This is a genomic window from Streptomyces sp. H39-S7 (assembly GCF_027158205.1).
In the GTDB taxonomy this organism is placed as follows: domain Bacteria; phylum Actinomycetota; class Actinomycetes; order Streptomycetales; family Streptomycetaceae; genus Actinacidiphila.
The window spans coordinates 105,805-125,839 of the sequence record NZ_JAPVLU010000024.1 but is presented as its reverse complement, the minus strand read 5'-3'; the positions used below and the strand labels follow the sequence as shown (position 1 = coordinate 125,839).

Sequence of the window (20,035 nt, the reverse complement as noted above, 5' to 3'; positions counted from 1 at the left end):
GAGAGGAACCATTGTGAGAGACGACGCCGATCCCATCCTCGCCACTGAGCAGGGGGCGGTCCGAGGGCTCCGTCAGGACACCACCGTCGCCTTCCTGAACATCCCCTACGCCGCTGCGCCCGTCGGCGCCGGCCGGTTCGCCCCGCCGCAGCCGCACGAACCGTGGGACGGTGTACGGGACGGCACGGTGCCGGGTCCCAACGCCCCGCAGTCCGAACGCACGCTCGGCACGGTAGACATGTCCCCCTACTTCGGCGCCGGATGGAGTCGCGGGGAGGACTACCTCACCGTCAACGTCTGCAAGCCTGCCGCGCCAGGCGAAGACCTGCCCGTCATGGTCTTCGTCCACGGTGGCGGGTTCGTCGCCGGGTCGACACGGTCCGCGCTGTACGACGGCTCAGCCTTCGCTCGCCACGGCGTCGTACTCGTCACCCTCAACTACCGGCTTGGCATTCCGGGATTCCTTGACCTCCCCGGAGCACCGGCCAACCGCGGCCTGCTCGACGTGGTGGCTGCCCTGCGCTGGGTGCGGGAGAACATCGCGGCCTTCGGTGGTGATGCCCGTAACGTCACCCTCTTCGGCCAGTCGGCGGGCGCCACCATCGTCGGCGGTGTCCTGGCCATGCCTCAGGCCGCCGGCCTCCTGCGCCGGGCGATCGTTCAAAGCGGCAGCGGCACGGGGGCGTTCACCCGGCAGCAGGCCGGCCGCGTCACCCGGGCAGCAGCCCAGGCGCTGGGGGTCGAGCCGCACGCCGACGCCTTCTCGGACATCGCCGACGAGCACCTGGTCGAGGCGGCCGGCCACCTTGCCGGGATCGACCTGCGGACCCCGACCCACTACGACCCCCTGGTCGGGCTCAGTCCCTTCAGCCTGGTCCTGGACCGGCAGCCTGCAACATCCGTCGCCGCAGGCCTGGGAGCGGACGTCGACCTGCTCATCGGAACCACCTCGGAGGAGGGCAACCTCTATCTCGTCCCCACGGGCGCCCACACCACCGCAACGGCGGCCGACGTCGACGCCGCGGCGATCCGCTCCCACCCCCAACCGATGCGGCTCATCGAGGCCTATCGCACAGCACGGCCCGGCGCCTCCTTCGGCGAGCTGCGAGCCGCCATCCTGGGCGATGCCGCGTTCGGCGCGGGCAGCCGGGCCCTGGCCGACGCGCACGCCGCCCACCCCCAGTCCCGCACTTACCGCTACGAGTTCGCGTGGCGCTCCCAGGCCGTGGGAGGAGATCTCGGCGCTGCCCACACGATGGAACTCCCCTTCGTCTTCGACCGCACCCATCTCTCCCCACTGCACGGCCCGTACGGCCTGCTCGGACCGACGCGGCCTCCTGCGGATCTCGCTTCTCGCGTGCACGGGGCGTGGGTCCGGTTCGCCCGGACCGGCGACCCGGGCTGGGAGGCGTACACCAGCGAGCGCCGGACCACCATGCGCATCGACGACACGTGGAACCAGATCAACGACCCCCGCAGCCAGGAACGACAAGCCTGGAACTGAGGAGGGGCGGCGCGTCCATCCCTCGCCGTCGCTGCTCACCCTGTCAGCCACCACCCGCATGTGCCCGGCGAAGCAGCAGCCGAGGCTCCCACCGAAGCGGACCGCCCTCCCACGAGGCTGAACGTGACTGCTCATCTCGACAGCGATGGCCAGCCGTCCCACAACGAGGTCGCGAGGCTCCAATGCCCGGTGCGGCGCCGCCTGACCCGCAGCGCCCGAACGGGGCTTGACTCCAAAGCTAAAGCTGATAGCTTTTAGCTAACACAATTAGCCGCTGATGAGCGGGCCATATGGAGGTAGTCGTGACCGAGTTTCTGAACGTCGACGGTGGGACCCTCGCGTACGAGGTGAGCGGGGACGTCGGGCCGCTGGTCGTGGTGGCCCACGGCATGGGCGACAGTCGCGAGGCCTACCGGTTCTTCACCCCCGCCCTGGTCGAAGCCGGCTACCGGGTCGCCGCGGTGGACCTGCGCGGCCATGGTGAGTCCAGCGTCGGGTGGGCGTCCTACACCCGCACCGCCCTCGCGGATGACCTGATCGCCCTGGTCAAGCACCTGGGCGGGCCGGCGGTGCTGGTCGGCCACTCCATCGCCGGCGGTGCGGTCACGATCGCCGCGGCGAAGGCCCCGTGGCTCATCACCGCACTGGTCGAGCTCGCCCCCTTCACCCGCAAGCAGCAGGTCCGCCTCGGCGACCTGCGGGTGGCCGGCTACCGCCGCGGGCTGACCCATCTCATGGGCACCACCATCCTGGGCAGCACCCGGCAATGGGCCAAGTACCTCGACGTGGCCTACCCTGGCTCCAAGCCCGTGGACTTCGACGCGCGTCTGGGGCAGATCACCGCGATGCTTCAGGAGCCCGGCCGGATGAAGGTTTTGCAAGCGATGGGCAAGATCTCTCCCGCTGACGCCGCTGAGCAGTTGGGCAACGTCACCTGCCCGGTGCTCGTCGTGCAGGGCACCTTGGACCCCGACTGGGCCGCGCCGCAGGCCGAGGGCGAGGCGATCGTCGCTGACCTGCCGACCGGTCTGGGCCGGCTGGAGATGATCGAGGGGGCCGGTCACTACCCGCATGTGCAGTTCCCCGAGCAGACTTCGGCCGCGGTCGTGAAGTTCCTGGCCGGTGTCAGTGCCTAGGGCAGGTTTGGACGCGGCCACGATTGTGGCCGCCGGCGCCGCGCTTGCCGACGAGATCGGTTTCACCGAGCTGACCATGGGCCGGCTGGCTGAGCGGGTGGGGGTGCGCGCCCCGTCGCTCTACAAGCACATCGCCAGCCAGGACGACCTCCACCGGCGCATCGCGGCGCTTGCCTTCGACGAGGCCGGCGTCGCGATCGGCACAGCCATCCAGGGCCTCGCCGGGCGCGACGCCCTGGCCGCCGCCGCCGGTGCGCTCCGCGACTTCGTGGTCACCCACCCCGGCCGCTACGCGGCCACCCTGGGCCTGACACCGACCGGTCCCGACGACCCGATCGCGCTCGCCGCCGGACGGGGAATCAGCCCTTTCGCGGCGGTACTGCGGGGGTACGACATCCCTCCGCAGGAGATGACCCACGCGCTGCGGGCGGTGCGCAGCGTCTTTCACGGCTTCGCCCACCTGCAGGCATCCGGCGGATTCCAGTGGTCCGCCGACATCGGCGAGAGCTTCGAGTACCTCATCGACCTCATCGACCGTGGGCTGCGCTCCGCCGTCGCCGACCCCGCCGCGGTCCCTGACCCTGGCGACGCCACTGCCCCTGCCGAGCAGGGTATGGGCCAGTGACATCGTCCACGAACTGCGGACACCGTTCAGCACCATCCGCAGTTGGCTGGAGCACCCAGGACGGGGTGCTCACCTCTGACCACGACGTGGCCTCTGTGCTACGGGGGGAGATCCTGCTGCTCCACCACGCTATCGACGCCCTTCGGGACCTGGCGGCGGCCGAGGCCGGCACGCTTCAACTGCACCGTGAGTTCCTCGATGCGGGCGACAACCTGGGGCTGCCGGCAACCTGATGTTCAACGCCGTACGCCACACGCCCCCGGTGGCAGGGTCACCGTGCGGCCTTTCCGGACCGGGAACTCGCTCCTGATCCAGGTCAGCGACACCGGCTCCAGCATCGACCCGGAGGACCTGCCGCATCTTCGGCCGGTTCTGACGCGCAGAGAAGTCCCGCTACCGCCACACCTGCGGCAGCGGCCTCGGGCTGTCCACCGCCCGCGGCTCACCGAAGCTCACGGCGGCATCCCTACCGTCGCCAGCGTCCCCGGAACCGAGGCCGTCTGCACCCTGCAGATGCCGCGCTGACCAGAGCGGTTCAGGGTGCTGGGTCGGCTCCCAGGCGGGTGGGGATCCAACGAAATCCCTGGTGTGAGCGCTCTCTGAGTGGCGGCCTGATGAGCTTTCAGAGATCGTCCCCGGGGCCGGACAGTGAAGGTGGGCGGAACTATGCTGCGATCCGTGACCGACCTGGATACTGCGTACGAACCTGACGATGAAAAGGTCGAGCGGCATGCGAGCTGGGCCGAGTTGTTCTTCGACCTTGTGGCGGTGGCGGGCGTGGCAGCCCTGACACATGTGCTCGGGCTCGAACTGGACGCCGCGGGGCTTGGTGTCTACACGCTGCTGTACCTCACGTTCTGGTTGTCGTGGACGACGTTCATGCTGTACAGCAACATCTCGGCCGGGCGGACCAGGGTGGTGCGGCTGATGATCGGGATGACCGGTCTCGGGGTGATGGCCGCGTCCGTGCCGGGGGTGGCGCACACCGTACTCGGGCACGGGAACGACCAGCGTCCGGTGACCGTCTTTGTGATCGCGTACCTCGCCACGCGTATCTACGGGGCCCACTCCTGGCGCCGGGGCGAAATCCTGCTGGACTTCCCGGTGGTGCAGTACTCGGCAGGACTGCTGCCCTGGTTCATATCGATCTGGATCCAGGAGCGGTGGAAGCCCACGCTCTGGGCGGTCGGGGTGGGCCTGGACCTGTTGCTGATCCTGGCCGTCTCCGGGGACAAGCTCCTTCAGCAGGTGCAGGCGAAATTCACCGCCCGCGCCGCTACCCGGCGTCGGCGGCGCCCCGGTGCTGGTCCCGGCGGGACGGGGCCGGTCATTCAAGGGGTGTCGGTCGATCCGGCTCACCTCTCCGAGCGGCTGGGACTCTTCGTGATCATCGTGCTCGGCGAGTCGGTGGTGCAGGTCGTCGACGCCGCGGCCGGTGCGCGGTACGGCATCGGGCTGTTGGCCACCGGTGTCGCGGCATTTGTGTTGCTGGCCGGGATGTTCGGCCTGTCGGTCGTGTTCGGGTACGCCGGGTTGCCGCACCTGCGCGCCGGCCGCATCTCCACCCGCGCCGCCCTTGGTCTGCACTGCCTGGTGACCGGAGTCGTCGCGACCCTGGGCGTGTCGCTCTCATCGGTGGTCGGCCACGGCTCCGATGCGCTGCCCGACTCAGGCCGCTGGCTTCTGTGCGGCGCGATGGCCGCCTACTTCGCCCTCGGGGTGGTCACTGGCGTCGCCAGCCGCAGCTCGGACACGCAGAGGACGATCTCCCGGGTCATCACCGGCATCGCAGTCCCGCTCCTGCTGGGCCTGCTCGCCACCGACGCCAGCGGCCGGACACTGGTGGTCTGCCTGGCCCTGGTCGTACTCGCCCACCTCTGGTTCGAACGGCGGTCGGCACCGGTCCAAGACCAAGGCCAAGGCCAAGTCTGACCAGGAGACCTTCGGCTGCGGCCCTGCGCAACGGGTGCCCCGGATCCGCGAACAGAGGCGTTCGGGGCAACACCGAGCGGCCGTACGCGGGCCGGACGGTCTGACCGCCCGCGTCGATAATCTCGCCGCACACTACCCGGCAACCGAACCGGGAACTGATCAGGCCCGGGAACGGGGCCGGGTTTTGGAGGCGCAGGGTGGGCGTCCCGTGCCTCCCGATGCGGCCCCACCTCGAAGGCCTACTACGACCGCAAGCGAGCCGAGAACAAAACCCATAAGGCAGGCTGTCATCGCCCTCGCGCGACGCCGTCCGAACGTCCTATGGGCACTCATACGCGACGGCCGCACCTTCGAGATCGCCCCGCCACCCCACCCGGTCGCCTTGGGCTGAAGTGCTCACACCAAGTCACCAACCCGCGTTGCCAACTTCATGGGGAATCAGTAGAAGACCTCGTACGAGGCAAGGTCCGCCGGATCCTCCGTCGCGAGTGCCACATACCCGTCGGGCCGTACGAGAAAGAGTCCCCGGTCCCCGTACCCCTTGTGTGCATGCCCGTCCACGTCGATGACGTCGCCCTGCTCGCCGGGCCGGCCGACCCGGACCGGCTTGAAGCGTTCGGAGGCCGGGGCGTCGGTCCCGCCGAAGGCGAAGAGGGTGGCGTGCGGGCCGCGGACGAGGTCGAAGAGACGGATGGGCCCACAGGGGGCGTCGGGGGCGCGGTCTCCGGCGCGCAGTGCGTCGTCGGCCAGGTCGTCGCGGCAATCGCGGGTGAGGGGGCTGTCGCGGTAGCCGAGGCCCAGTTGGAAGGTCTCGCCGCCGCGCCGGGAGAAGCCGCGGTCCTTGTCCACGCGGTCCTGCTCGAAGACTTGGGTGGTGAGGGCGAGCACATGCTGCGCGGCCGGCCGCCGTTCGGCCTCGTAGGTGTCGAGGAGCGCGTCGGACGCCCCGCGCAAGGCTGCGCCGGTGATGGTCTACGGACCGCTGACCAGCCACAAAATGAGGGTGCCGTCAAGATCATGGCTGTACCGGCAGACCACCGCGGATGCCCCGGCCTCGTTGGTGCCGCGCTGCCACGGGCTCTGAGGGTCGGCGAAGTAGACGTTCCGGGCGGTCGCGGCGCTGACGTTCCTGTGGGTGGTCGGTTCCATGCCGCGATTCCAGGTCAGCGACTTCCGCGGTTGGGCCGGCAGGTCGAGCGTCCGGGCCGGAATCCAGGTGGTGACGGGGGCTGTGTCAAGTCCGTTGACCTGGGCCGACACCGTGAATCGGGTGGTGGGCCGGGCGAGGACCCCAACTTTGCGCGTCGTAAGCGGAATCAAGCCAACTGTTTGCCGCGGCCATGACAGATGACTGGATGTGGTGGCACGCTGCGCCCCACAGGCACCAAGCGATGACTCGTTACCCACGTGCACCGCCCGCGCCCGACTACCTGGACAGGCTGACCGACAAGATCCTTGCCGCCATCCTCGCCTAACGGCCGTCCGCAAATGACCTTCGGTTGGTTGCGGACGGGGTCGGTGGCCGGTGGAGGTGTGGTCGAAGGTTTGTGAGTACACCCAGCCGCCCGTGCTCCACGGCGAGATGGCCAGCACCCCGGACGACGCAAGGGCGATACGGAGACGGTGCGGTTGCGGGCCCAGGCGGCCGCGCCGGCGGCCCGAGGGAAGCCGATTTCGCCACAGGGCTCGCGGGCGCGGCGCGCTGTGCAGATTGGTGATCAATTGCGCGGAGGTTTACGCATATTCAATCATTCAGGTCTGGGAGGATGATGATGTACCTCCAGTGCCCTGTCAACCCTGCCGGATGGTCCTTCGGAGAGGTCAAGAACGACAAGGAGAAGTCCAACTCCTACTGGTGAGTCGGGTCTTGACGGCGGGAGGATCGCTCCTCAGGATTACTCGGGCTTCCTGGCAGGGGCAGGGAGCAACACGGCTGGGGCCGCCACCCGCCGGGCATTGCGATCCGTCTTGCTCGCACTGAGTCCAGTGATGTTTGACCAGTCGCTGGTTTGGACAATTCCGAGCATCAACTGTGGGATTGGGCGGCGGAGGCGATGCCTGACGATGTGAGATCGGGCCCCCTCCGCTCTGTCCATTGCCGCGAACTCGCCGGTAATGTCTGACTCATGGGCAGATATGATCCAGCAAGGCCGCCTTGGTAACTGGGAAGATTCCTGACAAAAGCGCAGTTCTGCCAGGTCATGACGCGTTGTGCATTCCAGCTGCTCGCGCTCTGTTCATTTCTGCTTGAAACTGTTGACACGCAAGCATGGGCGGTGGATTATTCCAGCCGAGCACCAGCCATCCGCGTGGACGACGTTGCTCCGCTGCCGCCGTTCCACCCCCACACGGCGTGCGCGCAATATCCGCCAGGAGGCGTTCATGAACGGGTACTTCCCTCCTCACGCGCCCCTTGTTTCGCCAACCATGCCGAAGAACCGCTCCTGGACGTGCTCAAGAGCGCCGGGCTGAAGAGCCTGCGCGACCGGCTGCCCAGGCCGACCGTGATCGACGCGACATCGGAGATGGCGGCATCCCCGGCTGTCCGCGACGGCGCGCAGGCGGGACTCGGCGGCAGCACTCCCGTGCAGTGGCTGAGGAATGGCACCACAGCAGGCCGGCCACGCGACGCAGCCGATCATTCCGGCGTCGACCGGGCCGGCGCCGGCCCGGCCGAGGGTTACGGATCTTTCGGTTCCGGCGCCGCCGGAACCGCACACTCCCAGAGAAGGGACCACCCATGTCACGCCTCCGAAGAGCGCTCATGGGCGTCACCGCAACCGCCGCCCTCATAGCAGCGGGCACCATGGGGTCCACCGCGTCGGCCCTCCCGCCCGGCGCCACCTACTCGGTCTCGGTCGGGTCGACGGGCTCCTACGCGTATCCGACCGACACCTCCGCGATCCCCTACATCGACAAGGACGGCACGTTCTACTTCCAGCAGTCCGCCGCGCTGTACGGTGCCGGCGACCCCCGCTACTGGGACTTCTTCACCGGTACGAACTTCGATGACGCCTCTCGGTCGAGTGCGATCAGCAACGCGGTGAACCCGGCCAACTCCAGCGACAGGAACAACGACACGACCTGGCGCTGCAACAACAGTCCGACCGGTGTGACGGCGACGGCCGCGCCCTCGGGCTCGGGGTACGCGCAGAAGAACTACTGCGACCTGACCGGGGTGTGGGTCGACCCGGACACCGGTGACTGGTATGGCCTGGTGCACAACGAGTTCACCCCGCAGCCGTTCGGCGACGGCCTGCACTACGACGCGATCGACTACGCGCGCTCGACGAACCAGGGCAAGGTCTGGAACATCCTGGGCCACGCGATCACCTCCCCGTACAGCACCGCACGAGGCGACACCGCCGCGTTCCCGAACCAGACGTACGACTACGGCGACGGCGACCAGCGGATGTTCGTCGACACCGCGTCCGGCTACTTCTACGTCACGTACGGCTCGCGCATCGTGGACAAGGGAGGCAGCTGGAAGGCGTTCTATTCGCATGTGGCCCGCTCTCCCATCTCCTCCAAGATGGCGGCCGGCTCCTGGCAGAAGTGGTACGACGGCTCCTGGTCGCAGCCCGGCGTGGGCGGCAAGGAAAGCAACATGGTGCCGACCTCCACCAACAGCAGCGGATACACCCCGGCCGCGCAGGAGTACAGCCCGGCCAACACCGGCACCGTGGACCAGCAGGTCGCGGCCGGCAAGATGCCGCCGACCTCACCGCTGTTCGTCATGGACATCACCTACAACGCCTACCTGGGCCTGTACATCGGTGAACCGCAGGCGGTCGACCAGAGCGGCAACGCCCCGCAGCAGTACTACGCCACCGACAACCTCGCCACCCAGAAATGGACGCTGGTCGGCAACTCCGGCGGCTACACCGGGGCTTCGTGGTACCGATGGTTCCTGGACGGCGTGAACAAGACCAGCTCCACCATCGTCGGCAAGAACTTCCGCTCGTACTGCTCCATCTCGTGCCCGGGTGGCGGCGACGGAAACTACCTGAACCTCACGATCAACTCGAACTCCCCGGCTCCCTCACCGGTCGACCCGTCGAAGACCTACACGATCGGCAACGGGTCCGGCCGGGTGCTCACCCAGAGCTCCGGCAGCTCGGCGACCACCTCCGTGGCCGCCGCGACCGGCTCCGGCCTGGAAGCCTGGAGCTTCACCAGCAACGGCGACGGCTCCTTCAGGATCACCAACGCGTCCTCCGGCCAGGCGCTGGGCGTCGACTCCAACCCCACGGCCAACCGTGCCTGGGCGGCCAGGCCCACGGTGACGAACCTCGGATCCAGCCCCACCGTCGGGCAGCAGTGGTTCATCATCCCCGGCAAGAACACCTCCGGCGGTGCGACCGGCGCCTACCGGCTGGTGAACCGCTACAGCGGACTCGTCCTGGGACTGTCCTCGGACTCCAGCCGTCTCGCTGAGACCACGCCGACCCGCGCCTGGACCAACGGCACGGGCAACCCCGTCGGGGGATCACGAACCGCGGCCGAGCAGACCCTGACCCTGACGCAGGCGGGTTCTTCGGGTGCCGAGTCGGTGGGTGTATCGAACCCGGGTGCTCAGAGCAGCACGGTGAACAGTGCGGTGTCTTTGCAGATCAACGCTTCCGACTCGCAGGGCAAGGCGCTGACGTACTCGGCCACGGGCCTGCCGGCCGGGCTGTCGATCAACTCCTCGGGGCGGATCACCGGCACCCCCACCGCGACCGGCACCTCCAACGTCACCGTCACCGCGACCTCCGGCACCGCCAGCGGCTCGACCACGTTCACCTGGTCGGTGAACCCGGTCGGCAGCGGCAACCTCAACGGCACCCACACCCTGACCGCCTCCGGCAAGGCACTGGACAACCCCGGCGGCTCCACCACCACCGGAACACAACTCATCACCTGGACACCCAACGGCGGAACCAACCAGAACTGGACCTTCACCCAGCAACCCGACGGCTCCTACACCATCGCCAACGGCACCTCCCACCTCTGCGCCGACGACTCCGGCAACGCCACCACCCCCGGCAACCCCATCATCCAATGGACCTGCGGCACCGGCATCAACCAGCACTGGACCGCCACCAAACTCCCCACCGGCACCTACACCCTCACCAACAACCGCAGCGGACTCCTCCTCACCACCGCCTCCACCACCGACGGCGCCCTCACCACCCAACAAACCAACACCAACAACCCCCTCCAACAATGGACCATCAACTGACTCAGGACTGGTCCTGCAGCACTCGCACGACCTGACCTGCGGCAGCGAGCGCCACTCGCTGCCGCAGGCTTCGGGCGTTCTCAACAGACGCTCACGTACGACCGCCCCCACTCCTCTGGTCGTCATCGGATCACTCGTCTCGGTCGTGCCCCTGCTCATCGCCTTCCTCGCCCTGCAGCGGTTCTGGCGGGCGGGCATGACCGCTGGAGCCGTGAGGTGAATCCGTAGCCAAGTCATTGAGCTGAGCTATCGCCGACGGATTTCAGAAGCGCTACGCCTGTGCTCCGCCACCCGGGCTGTGCGGCCGGCTTGACCTGCTACTGCCTGGTCACGGCCCGGTCAGCGCCGGCTTCGGGTCACCTTCGGCTGCGGCCGGGTCGGGTGCGCCGGACTTACGCAGGTGTACCAGCAGGGCGGCGAAACCGGCGAAGAAGCCACTCGCCAGCCCGGAGATCGCATGATTCACCATATTGGCAGTCTCATTGGAGGGCAGTCCGACGAGGGCTCCATTGATGCAGGAACTCAGCATGGCACCGATGAAACCGCCGATGCCGCCACTCACCAGGGAGACGCGGACATCCGCGGAACGCAGGCCACTTCGCCCCGTTGTCCTGTATGCGCGCATGAGTGAGTTCCTCTCGATGGGCCGGAGAAGACTGCCGGCGGCGATGCAGGACACACTGCGGCACCGCCCACCTGTCGAGGAAGACGCGGACCCATTGCTTGCGGTGATAGCACCTATCGGCCGACTGGATGGGAGACGGAACCGGAAGCCTGTCCTGCCTGCGCGAGCTGACCACCCGTGCAGGACGCGGCTTCATCCGAGCGCAGGAGCGGTCAGCGGCGAGCCATCTGCGCTCCGAGTTTCATCGCTGTCTCACGCAGCCAGATGTGAGCGGCGTCCTGGGTGTGCAGGGGGTGCCACCACAGAGCCTCCGCCACGGGGACCGCGTCGAAGGGGCACGGGAGAATGCGTACGGCGTACGCGTCGAGCAGTTGCTGCGCCAGGCGTTCTTGGATCATGGCGATGCGGCGGGTACCCGCGACGAGGGCGGGCAGGAGCTGGAAGCTCTGTGTGGAGACCTCGATGTGGGGGTCGATGCCGAGCATGCTGAGTTGGCGGTTGACGGGCGTGTCGTAGGGGCGCTGGTAGATCGCCCAAGGGAAACGGGCGAGGTCTTCCAGGGTGAGCCGGTCGGACACCTCGGGGTGATCCTCGGACACGACACACACCCAGCGGTCCTCGTAGAGCTCGACGGTGGGGAAGCCGCTGATGATGCCGTGCGGCATGAGGAGACCGTCAACGGTGCTGAGGATCGTAGCGGTGTTCTCCAGGATGTCCGGCGGGGGCTGGAGGAAGCGCAGACGAATGCCCGGCGCTTCTTTGTGGAGAAGGCGAGCGAGCTCGGTGCCGAAAGTGGCCACACCGTAGTCGACGCTCAGGAGGGTGAACTCGCGTTCCTCGACGGCCGGGTCGAAGTCCGCCTGCGTGGTGAAGAGGCGTTCCAGCAGGTCGCAGGCGGTGGCGGTGCGGGTGAGCAGGGCGGTGCCCAGGGGCGTCAGTTCGTAGCGGTTGCCGGTGCGGAAGAGCAGCTCGTCGTCGAAGTGGTGGCGCAGCCGGGCGAGGGCGGCGCTCATGGCGGGCTGACTGAGGCCGACGCGGTGTCCGGCTCGGGTGACGTTGCGCTCCTCCAGCAGCGCCCGCAGGGCGACGGTGAGGTTGAGATCCAGGCTGGCGAGGTTCACCGGCGGCTCCTGCAGCTATTCGTTGCGTAGATAGTCAGTATCCACAGAATCGATTTCCTTGATTGCTCGGCGGGGTCCAGATTAGTGCCAACGCATGGAGAGGAAACCCCGTGGCAACACTCGCGCAATTTTCCGGCCCCCTCGCCGTCGGCACTGTGTCCGTGGCCGACGGAGCGCCGTTCCCGGCTCTGGTCGTCCCCGAAGGGCGTGTCCTGGACATCGCTCAGGCGTTCGGGGAGCCCGGGCTGACGGTCAGGGATCTTCTCGAGGACTGGGAGCGGAGTCTGCCGCGCCTGGAAGCCCTGGCCCAGGACGGTGCGGGGGAGTGGGTAGCACTCGCGGACGTGCGCGTGCACGCACCGCTCGAGCCGCGCCAGATATTCCAGTCGGGTGCCAACTATCGCAAGCACGTGGTTGACCTGGCGGTGGCTCATGAGCCGGCGGACGGTCGGCCCGCGGAGCAGGTCCGGGAGCAGACTGCGGCCATGATGGACCGCAGGGCGACCGAGGACCAGCCCTACATGTTCATCGGACTGCCCTCCGCTGTCACCGGCCCCTACGACGACGTTGTTCTGCCGGCCTGGTGCGAGAAGCCCGACTGGGAATTGGAACTCGTCGCCGTGATCGGCAAGCCCGCTCACCGGGTGCCGGTCGAAGAGGCGCTCTCCCACATTGCCGGGTACACCATCGCCAACGACCTCACAGCTCGTGAGCTGGTCTTCCGCCGGGACATGCCGGAGATCGGCGCCGACTGGCTGCGTGCCAAGAACGCCCCCGGTTTCACCCCGCTCGGCCCCTGGATCATCCCCGCCGCTTCCGTCGGGGACCCCGGCAGCCTCCAGGTGACCCTGGAACTCAACGGCGACACCATGCAGGACGAGTCGACCAAGGACATGATCTTCGACGTGGCGCGGCTGGTCTCCTACGCCTCGCAGACCACGCCCCTGCTGCCCGGTGACCTGGTCCTGACCGGAAGCCCCGCCGGTAACGGCATGCACTGGGGGCGCCTGCTGCGTGACGGTGATGTCATGCAGGGCACCGTCACCGGTCTGGGCACCCAGCGCACCCGTTGCGTCGCGGAAGTTCCCGCCCCGTGAGCGCCCTGGACCGCAGCGACCCCGAGGGTGCCATCGCCCACGCTGCGACGTCCTACTCCAACTGGGACCGGTGGGGAGCGGACGACCGGCTGGGCACCCTGAACTTCCTCGATGAGGCCAAGCGCAGGCAGGGCGCCGCACTCATCCGCCGGGGCACGGCCTTCTCGCTCTCCCAGCGCTTCGACATGGATGGGCCGCAGAAGGGCTGGCGGCGGCGTACCAACCCCGTTCACACGATGCTCGACACGGGCACCGACGCCGCACTGGGGTTGCAGGGCTTCCCGCACGGTATCGGTGGTGCGGACGATGTGATCGCCATGCCGTTGCAGTGCTCCACCCAGTGGGACGGTCTCGGTCACATCTTCGACCACGGCAAGGCGTGGAACGGCCGCAACGCCGCGGAAACCGTCACCTCCGCCGGAGACCTGGTCACCGGCATCGAACACATGGCTCCGCACGTCGCGGGCCGTGGCGTGCTCCTGGACGTCGGACGTGTCCTGGGCGTGGACGGGGAACTGCCCGACGGCTTCGCCATCACCGAGGAACACCTCACCGCCAGCGCCGAGGCGCACGGGGTGGAAGTGGGTCGCGGTGACATCGTCATCGTCCGCACCGGGCAGCTCACCCGGGCCCGCCGCACCGGCTGGGGCGAATACGCGGGCGGCCCGGCCCCGGGCCTGTCGTTCACCGCCGCCGGATGGCTGCACCGTACCGAGATCGCCGCGATCGCCACCGACACCTGGGGCTTCGAGGTGCGGCCCAACGAGTTCGACCACGCCTTCCAGCCGCTGCACCAGGTCGCCATTCCGAACATGGGCCTGCTGATCGGCGAGATGTGGGACCCCGACGCGCTCGCGGCGGACTGCGCGGCCGACGGGGTGTACGAGTTCTGGCTCACCGCGGCCCCCCTGCCCATCACGGGCGCCGTCGGGTCGCCCGTCAACCCGATCGCCGTCAAGTAGCCGTCCCGGAGAGCCGGCCGGACGGAATGCGTCCAGGACAGCCGTATCCCGCCCGGCCCCTCGCCAGGACCCACCCCGACCCCGCTCCCGATGAACGCACTTCGCGTGCCCTCCACACCTACTCCGGTCTCCGGACCGACCTCCAGCCGCTGCCCGACGACGCGCGGCCCCTCAAGCGGGAGGAACCCCGAAACATGACTCATCAACCCACCGTTCTCGTCATCGGCGGCGGCACCGCGGGCAACGGTCTCGCCGTTCTGCTCCGCACAGCCGGCATCGCCGTCGATCTGGTCGAGGCCAAGGCCGACTGGAACGCCTACGGTTCCGGCATCACCCTCCAGGGCAACGCCCTGCGCGTCCTGCGGGAGATCGGCGTCTGGCAGGAGGTGTGCGCCCAGGGCTACAGCACCGACGGTGTCTCGATCACCACTCCCGCCGGCCACGTGGTCTTCACCCAGCAGGACGTGCACACCGGAGGCGACGACCTTCCCGCCACCTTGGGCATGCAGCGCCCCGCACTGCAGAACATCCTCATCGCGGCCGTCCGCGCCTCCGGAACCTCCGTCCGCCTCGGCTGCACGGTCGAGAAGCTGGCGCAGGACGCGACCGGCGTGGACGTGACGTTCACCGACAGCACCTCGGGCCGGTACGACCTGGTGGTGGCCGCCGACGGAGTGAGTTCCAGCACCCGGGACGCCATCGGGATACCGGACCGGCCGGTGCCCACCGGCATGGCCATCTGGCGCACGCCGGCGCCGCGTCCGGAGGGCGTCACTCGCACCCATCTCGCGTACGGCGGTACGGCGTTCATCGCCGGGTTCTGTCCCACCAGCGACACCACCCTGTATGCCTACCTCGTCGAGGCGAACCGGGACCGGGCCGCGATCGACCCGGCCTCGTACGCCGACGAGATGCGCAGTCTCGCCCGCGGGTACAGCGGGTTCTGGGACGAGATCCGCGACACGATCACCGATCCCGCGCAGGTCAACTACACCTGGTTCGACCGGCACCTGGTGGAGGGAGCCTGGCACCGGGGCCGGGTGGTCCTGGTCGGCGACGCCGCCCATGCCTGCCCGCCCACCATCGCGCAGGGCGCCGCCATGTCGCTGGAGGACGCCTCGGTCCTGGCGGAACTGCTCAGCTCCCACGACGTGTGGGACGACGCGCTGTTGACCGCCTACCGCGACCGTCGCATGCCTCGCGTCCGCAGGGTCGTCGACGCCTCTGTGCAGATCGGCCAGTGGCAATTGGACGGTGTCCGCGACGCCGACGTCCCCGGCCTGATGGGCCGCACCATGGCCGTACTCAAGGAGCTCCCGTGACCACCGCACCAACCGTCGACGTCCACGCCCACCTCCTTCTTCCGCAGCTCCAGGAACTCGTCGTCGACCGCCCCGGTTTCGGTGCGGCCCGCGACCTGGACGCCCGCCGCAACGGACCTGAGGCGTTGGCCGTCAGCGGACCCATGGTCGGCAGTCGCATCGCGCTGCTGACGGACGTCGACGCGCGGATCGCGGCCATGGACGCGGTGGGCGTCGATGTCCAGTTGGTCTCGCCCTCGCCGTCCCACTACCACTACTGGGCCGACGAGAACGTGGCCCGCACCGTGGGCGAGTTGGCGAACACCGCGACCGCCGCCCACTGCGCAAAGGCCCCCACGCGCCTGCGCGGCCTGGGCCTGGTCCCGCTCCAGCACCCGAAGCTGGCCGTCGAACTCCTCGATCACGCGCTTGCCCAGGGTATGTGCGGCGTGCAGATCTCCTCGCACGCACCGGGCCGCGAGCTGTCCGATCCGGCCTACGCGCCCCTGTGGGCCCGGGCCGAGGAGACCGGCGCCCTGCTCTTCCTGCACCCCTTCGGCTGCACCCTCGACGAGCGACTCGACCGGTGGTACTTGTCCAACACCGTCGGCCAGCCCACCGAGAACGCCGTCGCCCTGTCCCACCTGATCTTCTCCGGCGTCCTGGACCGCCATCCCGGACTGCGGATCATCGCGGCGCACGGGGGCGGGTATCTGCCCACGCATATCGGCCGGTCCGATCACGCGTGGCGGGCACGTCCGGACGCCCGGGGCTGCGCGGACGAGCCCAGCAGCTACCTCAAGCGGTTGTACTTCGACTCCCTCGTCCACGACCCTGCCGTCCTGCGCGAACTGGTGCGCGTGGCCGGCCCGGACCGGGTGCTGCTCGGCTCCGACTTCCCTTTCGACATGGGCACCGACGATCCGGTGGCCGCTCTGCGCGCCGCGGATCTGCCCGAAGCCGACTTCCACGCCGTCCGCGGCGCCAACGCAAGCGCGCTCCTGCGCCTCGCCTGAGGAGGAACGATGATGAGTGGACGCCTGCTCACCCACCTGCGACACGTCGATCTCGCCGTGCCGGACTACGACAAGCAGCTCGACTTCTACGCAGGCGTCTGGGGCCTGACGAAGGTCGCCGAGGACTCCGGTATCTCCTACCTGGCCGCTGAGGGCTCGCCCGAGCAGTACGTGGTGAGACTGCGCAAGGCCGAGGACAAGCGCCTGGACCTCGTCGCCTACGGTGCCGCGACCGCGGCCGACGTGGACGCACTCGCCGAGAATCTGCTCGCCGGCGGCGTTCAGCTGATCACCCGCCCGGGGAAGATGGACACCCCCGGCGGCGGATACGGCTTCCGGTTCTTCGACGTCGACGGCCGCACCATCGAGGTGTCCGCCGACGTCGAGGCACGGGTGCACCGGCGGGTGGAGGAGAAGGAGGCCATCCCGGTCCGGCTCTCCCACGTCGTCCTCAACTCCCCCGATCTGAACCGCACTCGCGAGTGGTACGAGAGCCACCTCGGCTTCGCACTGTCCGACAGCCTCAGCTCCCCGCACATGGGCGAGGTCATGCACTTCATGAGGATCAGCAACCAGCACCACTCCATGGCCCTCGCCAAGGGACCCCACACCTCGCTGCACCACGTCTCGTTCGAGATGCGCGGCCTGGACGAGTACATGCGCGGCTCCGGCCGGGTGATGCGGGCGGGCTTCCGCAAGATCTGGGGCCCGGGCCGGCACATGGCCGGTGACAACACCTTCACGTACTTCCTCGACCCGCACGGCAACACCGTCGAGTACACCACCGAACTCGAGGAGCTCGACGAGGACACCTGGCATCCCCACGTCTACGACTTCTCCCAGCCGGAGGTCACCGACCAGTGGGGCACCGCCAACGCGATGAACGAGATCGTCGCGAAGGAGTCCTTCAACGACGTCGACCGCGGCGTGTTCCTCGCCCCGCCGGTCTGACCCTCCCTGATCTCCGGGGGCGCGGTGCCCTGTCCTGCCCTGACCCACGGCCCCGCCCCCGGACCACCCCTGGAGTACCGCCATGCGCTTCGCCTCCTACGAACACCACGGCCGCCGCCTCGGCATCGTCGAGGACGACGGCCGCCTCTACCCCGTGCCCGGCCACGACGACCTCCTCGCCCTGATTCGCTCCGGCCGCGCGCACGAGGCCGGCACCGCCACCCTCGACGTCCCCGCCGGCCCGAAGGTGCGGGACGTCAGGCTGTTGCCGCTGCTGCACCCTCCGACCGTGCGCGACTTCGTCACCTTCGAGGAGCACGTCGAGGGCGTACGCCGGTCCGTCGAGGGCACGGCCGGGGTTCCCGCTCAGTGGTACGAGGCGCCCACGTTCTACTTCGGCAATCCGTACGCGATGATCGGCGCGCACGACGACGTTCCGGTGCCCCCCGGGTCCTCGGTCCTGGACTTCGAGCTCGAAGTCGCCGCCGTCATCGGCCGCGAAGGCCGCGACCTGACCCCCGAGCAGGCACGAGACCACATCATCGGCTACACGATCTTCAACGACTGGTCGGCCCGCGACCTGCAGTCCGCCGAGATGAAGGTGGGGCTGGGCCCCTGCAAGGGCAAGGACACCGCGACGACCCTGGGCCCGTACCTCGTCACCGCCGACGAACTGGAGCCCTACCGCGATGCCGACGGCTTCCTGCGCCTGGCCCTGACCGCCGAAGTCAACGGCGAAGTGGTCGGCAAGGACCTGCTGTCCAACATGAGTTGGACCTTCGAGGAAATGGTCGCCTACGCCTCGCGCGGTACGGCCGTCATGCCGGGAGACGTGCTGGGCTCGGGCACCTGCGGCAACGGCGGCTGCCTCGCCGAACTCTGGGGTGTAAGGGGCGAGCAGACACCGCCACCCCTGCGGCCCGGGGACGTGGTGACACTCACCGTGGAGGGCATAGGTACGGTGTCCAATCGCGTGATAACCGGATCGTCGGCGGTGCCGTTGCCCACGGGACGCCACCGGCCCCGGAGCCGGCCGTGAGGGAAGCCCGCCCTGGCCGGCTGCTGGGCAAGGTCGTGGTCATCACGGGCGCGGCCCGTGGCCAGGGCGCTGCCGAAGCGACAGCCCTTGCGCAGGAAGGTGCCCACGTCATCGCCACCGACGTGACACCCTCTCCAGGCTGCCGCCGGCTAGATGTCACCAGCGGGGCGGCGTGGACCGAACTCGCCGCTGAACTGCGCCAGGAGCACGGCCGCGTCGACGGCCTGGTCAACAACGCGGGCATCACCTGGCGCGCCCGTCTCGGCGACGTGGGGGCCGAGGACATGGCCCGCGTGCACGCCGTGAACGTCATTGGTCCACTGCTCGGCATCCAGCATCTCCTGCCGCTCATGCGACCCGGCGCCTCCATCGTCAACATCGGCTCGTCCGCCGCACTGACCGCCCACCCACTACCCGGTGGCGTACACCACCAGCAAATGGGCCCTGCGTGGGCTGTCGAAGACCGCGGCCATGGAGCTGGGGCCACGGGGCATCCGGGTCAACACCATCCATCCCGGTTTCATCGAGACGGAGATGACGGCCTCAGCCGATCCCGCCTTCCGTGCGGCGAATATCCGCGAGACCCCTCTGGGCCGTACCGGCACGGTCGACGAGGTCAGCCCACTGGTGGTGTTTCTCCTGTCGGAGGACGCCTCCTTCATCACCGGTGCTGAAATCCCTGTTGACGGCGGATACACCGCACACGGCGGAGCGAGAGCCATCTCTGACGCCTTGCGGCCCGGCGCCGAAGAGATCTTTGCGTCCCGCAGTGAAAAGGATTAGCCGCACCTCATGGACAAAGTCAGCGCAAGCGCCGCGGAAGCCGTTGCCGACATCCCCGACGGTGCCTCGCTCCCCGTCGGCGGATTCGGCCTCAGCGGCATCCCCGACGCTCTCATCCGAGCCCTCCACCCTCGCGTGAGATCATTCGTCCATGAGCAGCGACCTGGAAGTGAGTGCTCTGGCGATCAATGTCACGATCCCGCAGGTGCTCCGCTGGACGGACACTCGGCGCGGTGAAGCGTTCATGCTGACCACACTCAACGTCCGGCTCCTCCCGGACGGTCACCTCGCCGTAAAGGCCTATGGCCGACCAGTGGGTGGTGGCCGGGGCGCATACGTCTCGTTCCCTGTCCCCGACAAACCCGAACTGGCGGCCCTGGTCGCCGGCGCCGCCGGCCGTGCCAGTGCGTTGTGGGCCGCCCATCGTGGTCTCGGCTGAGCCTTATTCGGCTCGAATGGGTTTTCCTCACCCGCTCCCGCGAACACCGTGACCTGACCCGCAGATTCCTCCTCGACGAGCTCCTGGAACGCCTGCACTACCCCGCCGCTCTCGAACGCTTTCCACACCCCGGCCCCCGCCGGCGCGGCCCCCTGGTTCCACCGGACGCTGACCGATGGGCAGGGTGACGACAAGGCGTTCCAGTGCGGGGAGGACGCCAAGGGGCCCGGTCCGATCGTGACTGGCCCCACCGCCGTTCGGCGGTGGGGCCAGGGGTGCA

At 68.7% G+C, this 20,035-nt stretch carries 16 protein-coding genes and 5 pseudogenes; 17 read left to right on the top strand and 4 right to left on the bottom strand.

The features are described 5' to 3' along the window. Window positions 1-13: 13 nt before the first annotated feature. The 6 genes and pseudogenes from O3X23_RS23680 to O3X23_RS44235 all read left to right on the top strand — a co-directional run. Window positions 14-1,504 (top strand): carboxylesterase/lipase family protein, encoded by a 1,491-nt coding sequence (locus tag O3X23_RS23680; RefSeq protein WP_269273504.1) that lies wholly within the window; start codon window positions 14-16, stop codon window positions 1,502-1,504. Between the two features lie 302 nt (window positions 1,505-1,806). Further along, on the top strand, window positions 1,807-2,640 hold the full coding sequence (locus tag O3X23_RS23675) for an alpha/beta fold hydrolase (RefSeq protein ID WP_269273503.1): 834 nt from the start codon (window positions 1,807-1,809) through the stop codon (window positions 2,638-2,640). A gap of 22 nt (window positions 2,641-2,662) precedes the next feature. Further along, complete coding sequence (locus O3X23_RS23670) at window positions 2,663-3,265, top strand: TetR/AcrR family transcriptional regulator (RefSeq protein ID WP_250992787.1); 603 nt, start codon at window positions 2,663-2,665, stop codon at window positions 3,263-3,265. A gap of 65 nt (window positions 3,266-3,330) precedes the next feature. Next, a complete protein-coding gene (locus O3X23_RS23665; RefSeq protein WP_269273502.1) occupies window positions 3,331-3,498 on the top strand; it encodes a hypothetical protein in 168 nt (55 codons plus the stop codon). A 445-nt stretch (window positions 3,499-3,943) separates the two neighbouring features. After that, window positions 3,944-5,197, top strand: coding sequence for a low temperature requirement protein A (locus tag O3X23_RS23660; protein ID WP_269273501.1), 1,254 nt, complete (start codon window positions 3,944-3,946; stop codon window positions 5,195-5,197). Between the two features lie 225 nt (window positions 5,198-5,422). Then, window positions 5,423-5,588: pseudogene (locus O3X23_RS44235) on the top strand (IS110 family transposase); the annotation flags it as partial. Window positions 5,589-5,635: 47 nt separating this feature from the next. On the opposite strand, the gene O3X23_RS23655 reads toward O3X23_RS44235, so the two are convergent. Next, the gene (locus O3X23_RS23655; RefSeq protein ID WP_269273500.1) at window positions 5,636-6,151 is read right to left on the bottom strand and encodes an aromatic-ring hydroxylase C-terminal domain-containing protein; all 516 of its coding nucleotides are present in this window, start codon (window positions 6,149-6,151) and stop codon (window positions 5,636-5,638) included. A gap of 99 nt (window positions 6,152-6,250) precedes the next feature. Beyond that, window positions 6,251-6,391 (bottom strand): annotated as a pseudogene (locus tag O3X23_RS23650) (IS30 family transposase); the annotation flags it as partial. A gap of 1,570 nt (window positions 6,392-7,961) precedes the next feature. On the opposite strand from O3X23_RS23650, the gene O3X23_RS23645 reads away from it, so the two are divergent. Next, on the top strand, window positions 7,962-10,421 hold the full coding sequence (locus O3X23_RS23645) for an RICIN domain-containing protein (protein WP_269273499.1): 2,460 nt from the start codon (window positions 7,962-7,964) through the stop codon (window positions 10,419-10,421). Between the two features lie 112 nt (window positions 10,422-10,533). Continuing rightward, window positions 10,534-10,641, top strand: a pseudogene (locus O3X23_RS23640) (carbohydrate ABC transporter permease); the annotation flags it as partial. Between the two features lie 108 nt (window positions 10,642-10,749). On the opposite strand, the gene O3X23_RS23635 reads toward O3X23_RS23640, so the two are convergent. Together O3X23_RS23635 and O3X23_RS23630 are read right to left on the bottom strand one after the other, a co-directional pair. Further along, window positions 10,750-11,046: a hypothetical protein gene (locus O3X23_RS23635; protein ID WP_269273498.1), complete on the bottom strand. Its 297-nt coding sequence runs from the start codon at window positions 11,044-11,046 to the stop codon at window positions 10,750-10,752. A gap of 212 nt (window positions 11,047-11,258) precedes the next feature. Further along, window positions 11,259-12,167, bottom strand: coding sequence for a LysR family transcriptional regulator (locus tag O3X23_RS23630; RefSeq protein ID WP_269273497.1), 909 nt, complete (start codon window positions 12,165-12,167; stop codon window positions 11,259-11,261). A gap of 110 nt (window positions 12,168-12,277) precedes the next feature. Here O3X23_RS23630 and O3X23_RS23625 point away from each other — a divergent pair, with 110 nt between their 5' ends. The 9 genes and pseudogenes from O3X23_RS23625 (at window position 12,278) to O3X23_RS23585 (ending at window position 19,755) form a co-directional block, all read left to right on the top strand. Further along, a complete protein-coding gene (locus O3X23_RS23625) occupies window positions 12,278-13,264 on the top strand; it encodes a fumarylacetoacetate hydrolase family protein (protein WP_269273496.1) in 987 nt (328 codons plus the stop codon). Between the two features lie 5 nt (window positions 13,265-13,269). Beyond that, the gene (locus tag O3X23_RS23620; protein ID WP_269273519.1) at window positions 13,270-14,226 is read left to right on the top strand and encodes a cyclase family protein; all 957 of its coding nucleotides are present in this window, start codon (window positions 13,270-13,272) and stop codon (window positions 14,224-14,226) included. A 194-nt stretch (window positions 14,227-14,420) separates the two neighbouring features. After that, window positions 14,421-15,548 carry an FAD-dependent oxidoreductase gene (locus tag O3X23_RS23615; RefSeq protein ID WP_269273495.1) on the top strand — a complete coding sequence of 376 codons (1,128 nt, stop codon included), beginning with the start codon at window positions 14,421-14,423 and terminating at the stop codon, window positions 15,546-15,548. Further along, window positions 15,545-16,543, top strand: coding sequence for an amidohydrolase family protein (locus tag O3X23_RS23610; RefSeq protein WP_269273494.1), 999 nt, complete (start codon window positions 15,545-15,547; stop codon window positions 16,541-16,543). The genes O3X23_RS23615 and O3X23_RS23610 overlap by 4 nt, the downstream gene beginning before the upstream one ends. Window positions 16,544-16,555: 12 nt before the next feature. After that, complete coding sequence (locus tag O3X23_RS23605) at window positions 16,556-17,494, top strand: VOC family protein (protein ID WP_269273518.1); 939 nt, start codon at window positions 16,556-16,558, stop codon at window positions 17,492-17,494. Between the two features lie 82 nt (window positions 17,495-17,576). Next, complete coding sequence (locus O3X23_RS23600) at window positions 17,577-18,533, top strand: fumarylacetoacetate hydrolase family protein (RefSeq protein ID WP_269273493.1); 957 nt, start codon at window positions 17,577-17,579, stop codon at window positions 18,531-18,533. Then, a pseudogene (locus O3X23_RS23595) lies at window positions 18,530-19,316 on the top strand (SDR family NAD(P)-dependent oxidoreductase). Before O3X23_RS23600 ends, O3X23_RS23595 begins: the two are co-directional and overlap by 4 nt. A 9-nt stretch (window positions 19,317-19,325) precedes the next feature. Beyond that, a pseudogene (locus O3X23_RS23590) lies at window positions 19,326-19,451 on the top strand (CoA-transferase); the annotation flags it as partial. Window positions 19,452-19,467: 16 nt separating this feature from the next. Continuing rightward, complete coding sequence (locus O3X23_RS23585; RefSeq protein WP_269273492.1) at window positions 19,468-19,755, top strand: hypothetical protein; 288 nt, start codon at window positions 19,468-19,470, stop codon at window positions 19,753-19,755. Window positions 19,756-20,035: the final 280 nt, after the last annotated feature.

Coding starts and splice junctions, on each gene's coding strand:
- O3X23_RS23635 (WP_269273498.1), bottom strand. CDS start 11,046: ATGCGCGCATACAGGACAACGGGGCGAAGTGGCCTGCGTTCCGCGGAT.
- O3X23_RS23615 (WP_269273495.1), top strand. CDS start 14,421: ATGACTCATCAACCCACCGTTCTCGTCATCGGCGGCGGCACCGCGGGC.
- O3X23_RS23600 (WP_269273493.1), top strand. CDS start 17,577: ATGCGCTTCGCCTCCTACGAACACCACGGCCGCCGCCTCGGCATCGTC.
- O3X23_RS23585 (WP_269273492.1), top strand. CDS start 19,468: ATGAGCAGCGACCTGGAAGTGAGTGCTCTGGCGATCAATGTCACGATC.
- O3X23_RS23645 (WP_269273499.1), top strand. CDS start 7,962: ATGGGCGTCACCGCAACCGCCGCCCTCATAGCAGCGGGCACCATGGGG.
- O3X23_RS23605 (WP_269273518.1), top strand. CDS start 16,556: ATGAGTGGACGCCTGCTCACCCACCTGCGACACGTCGATCTCGCCGTG.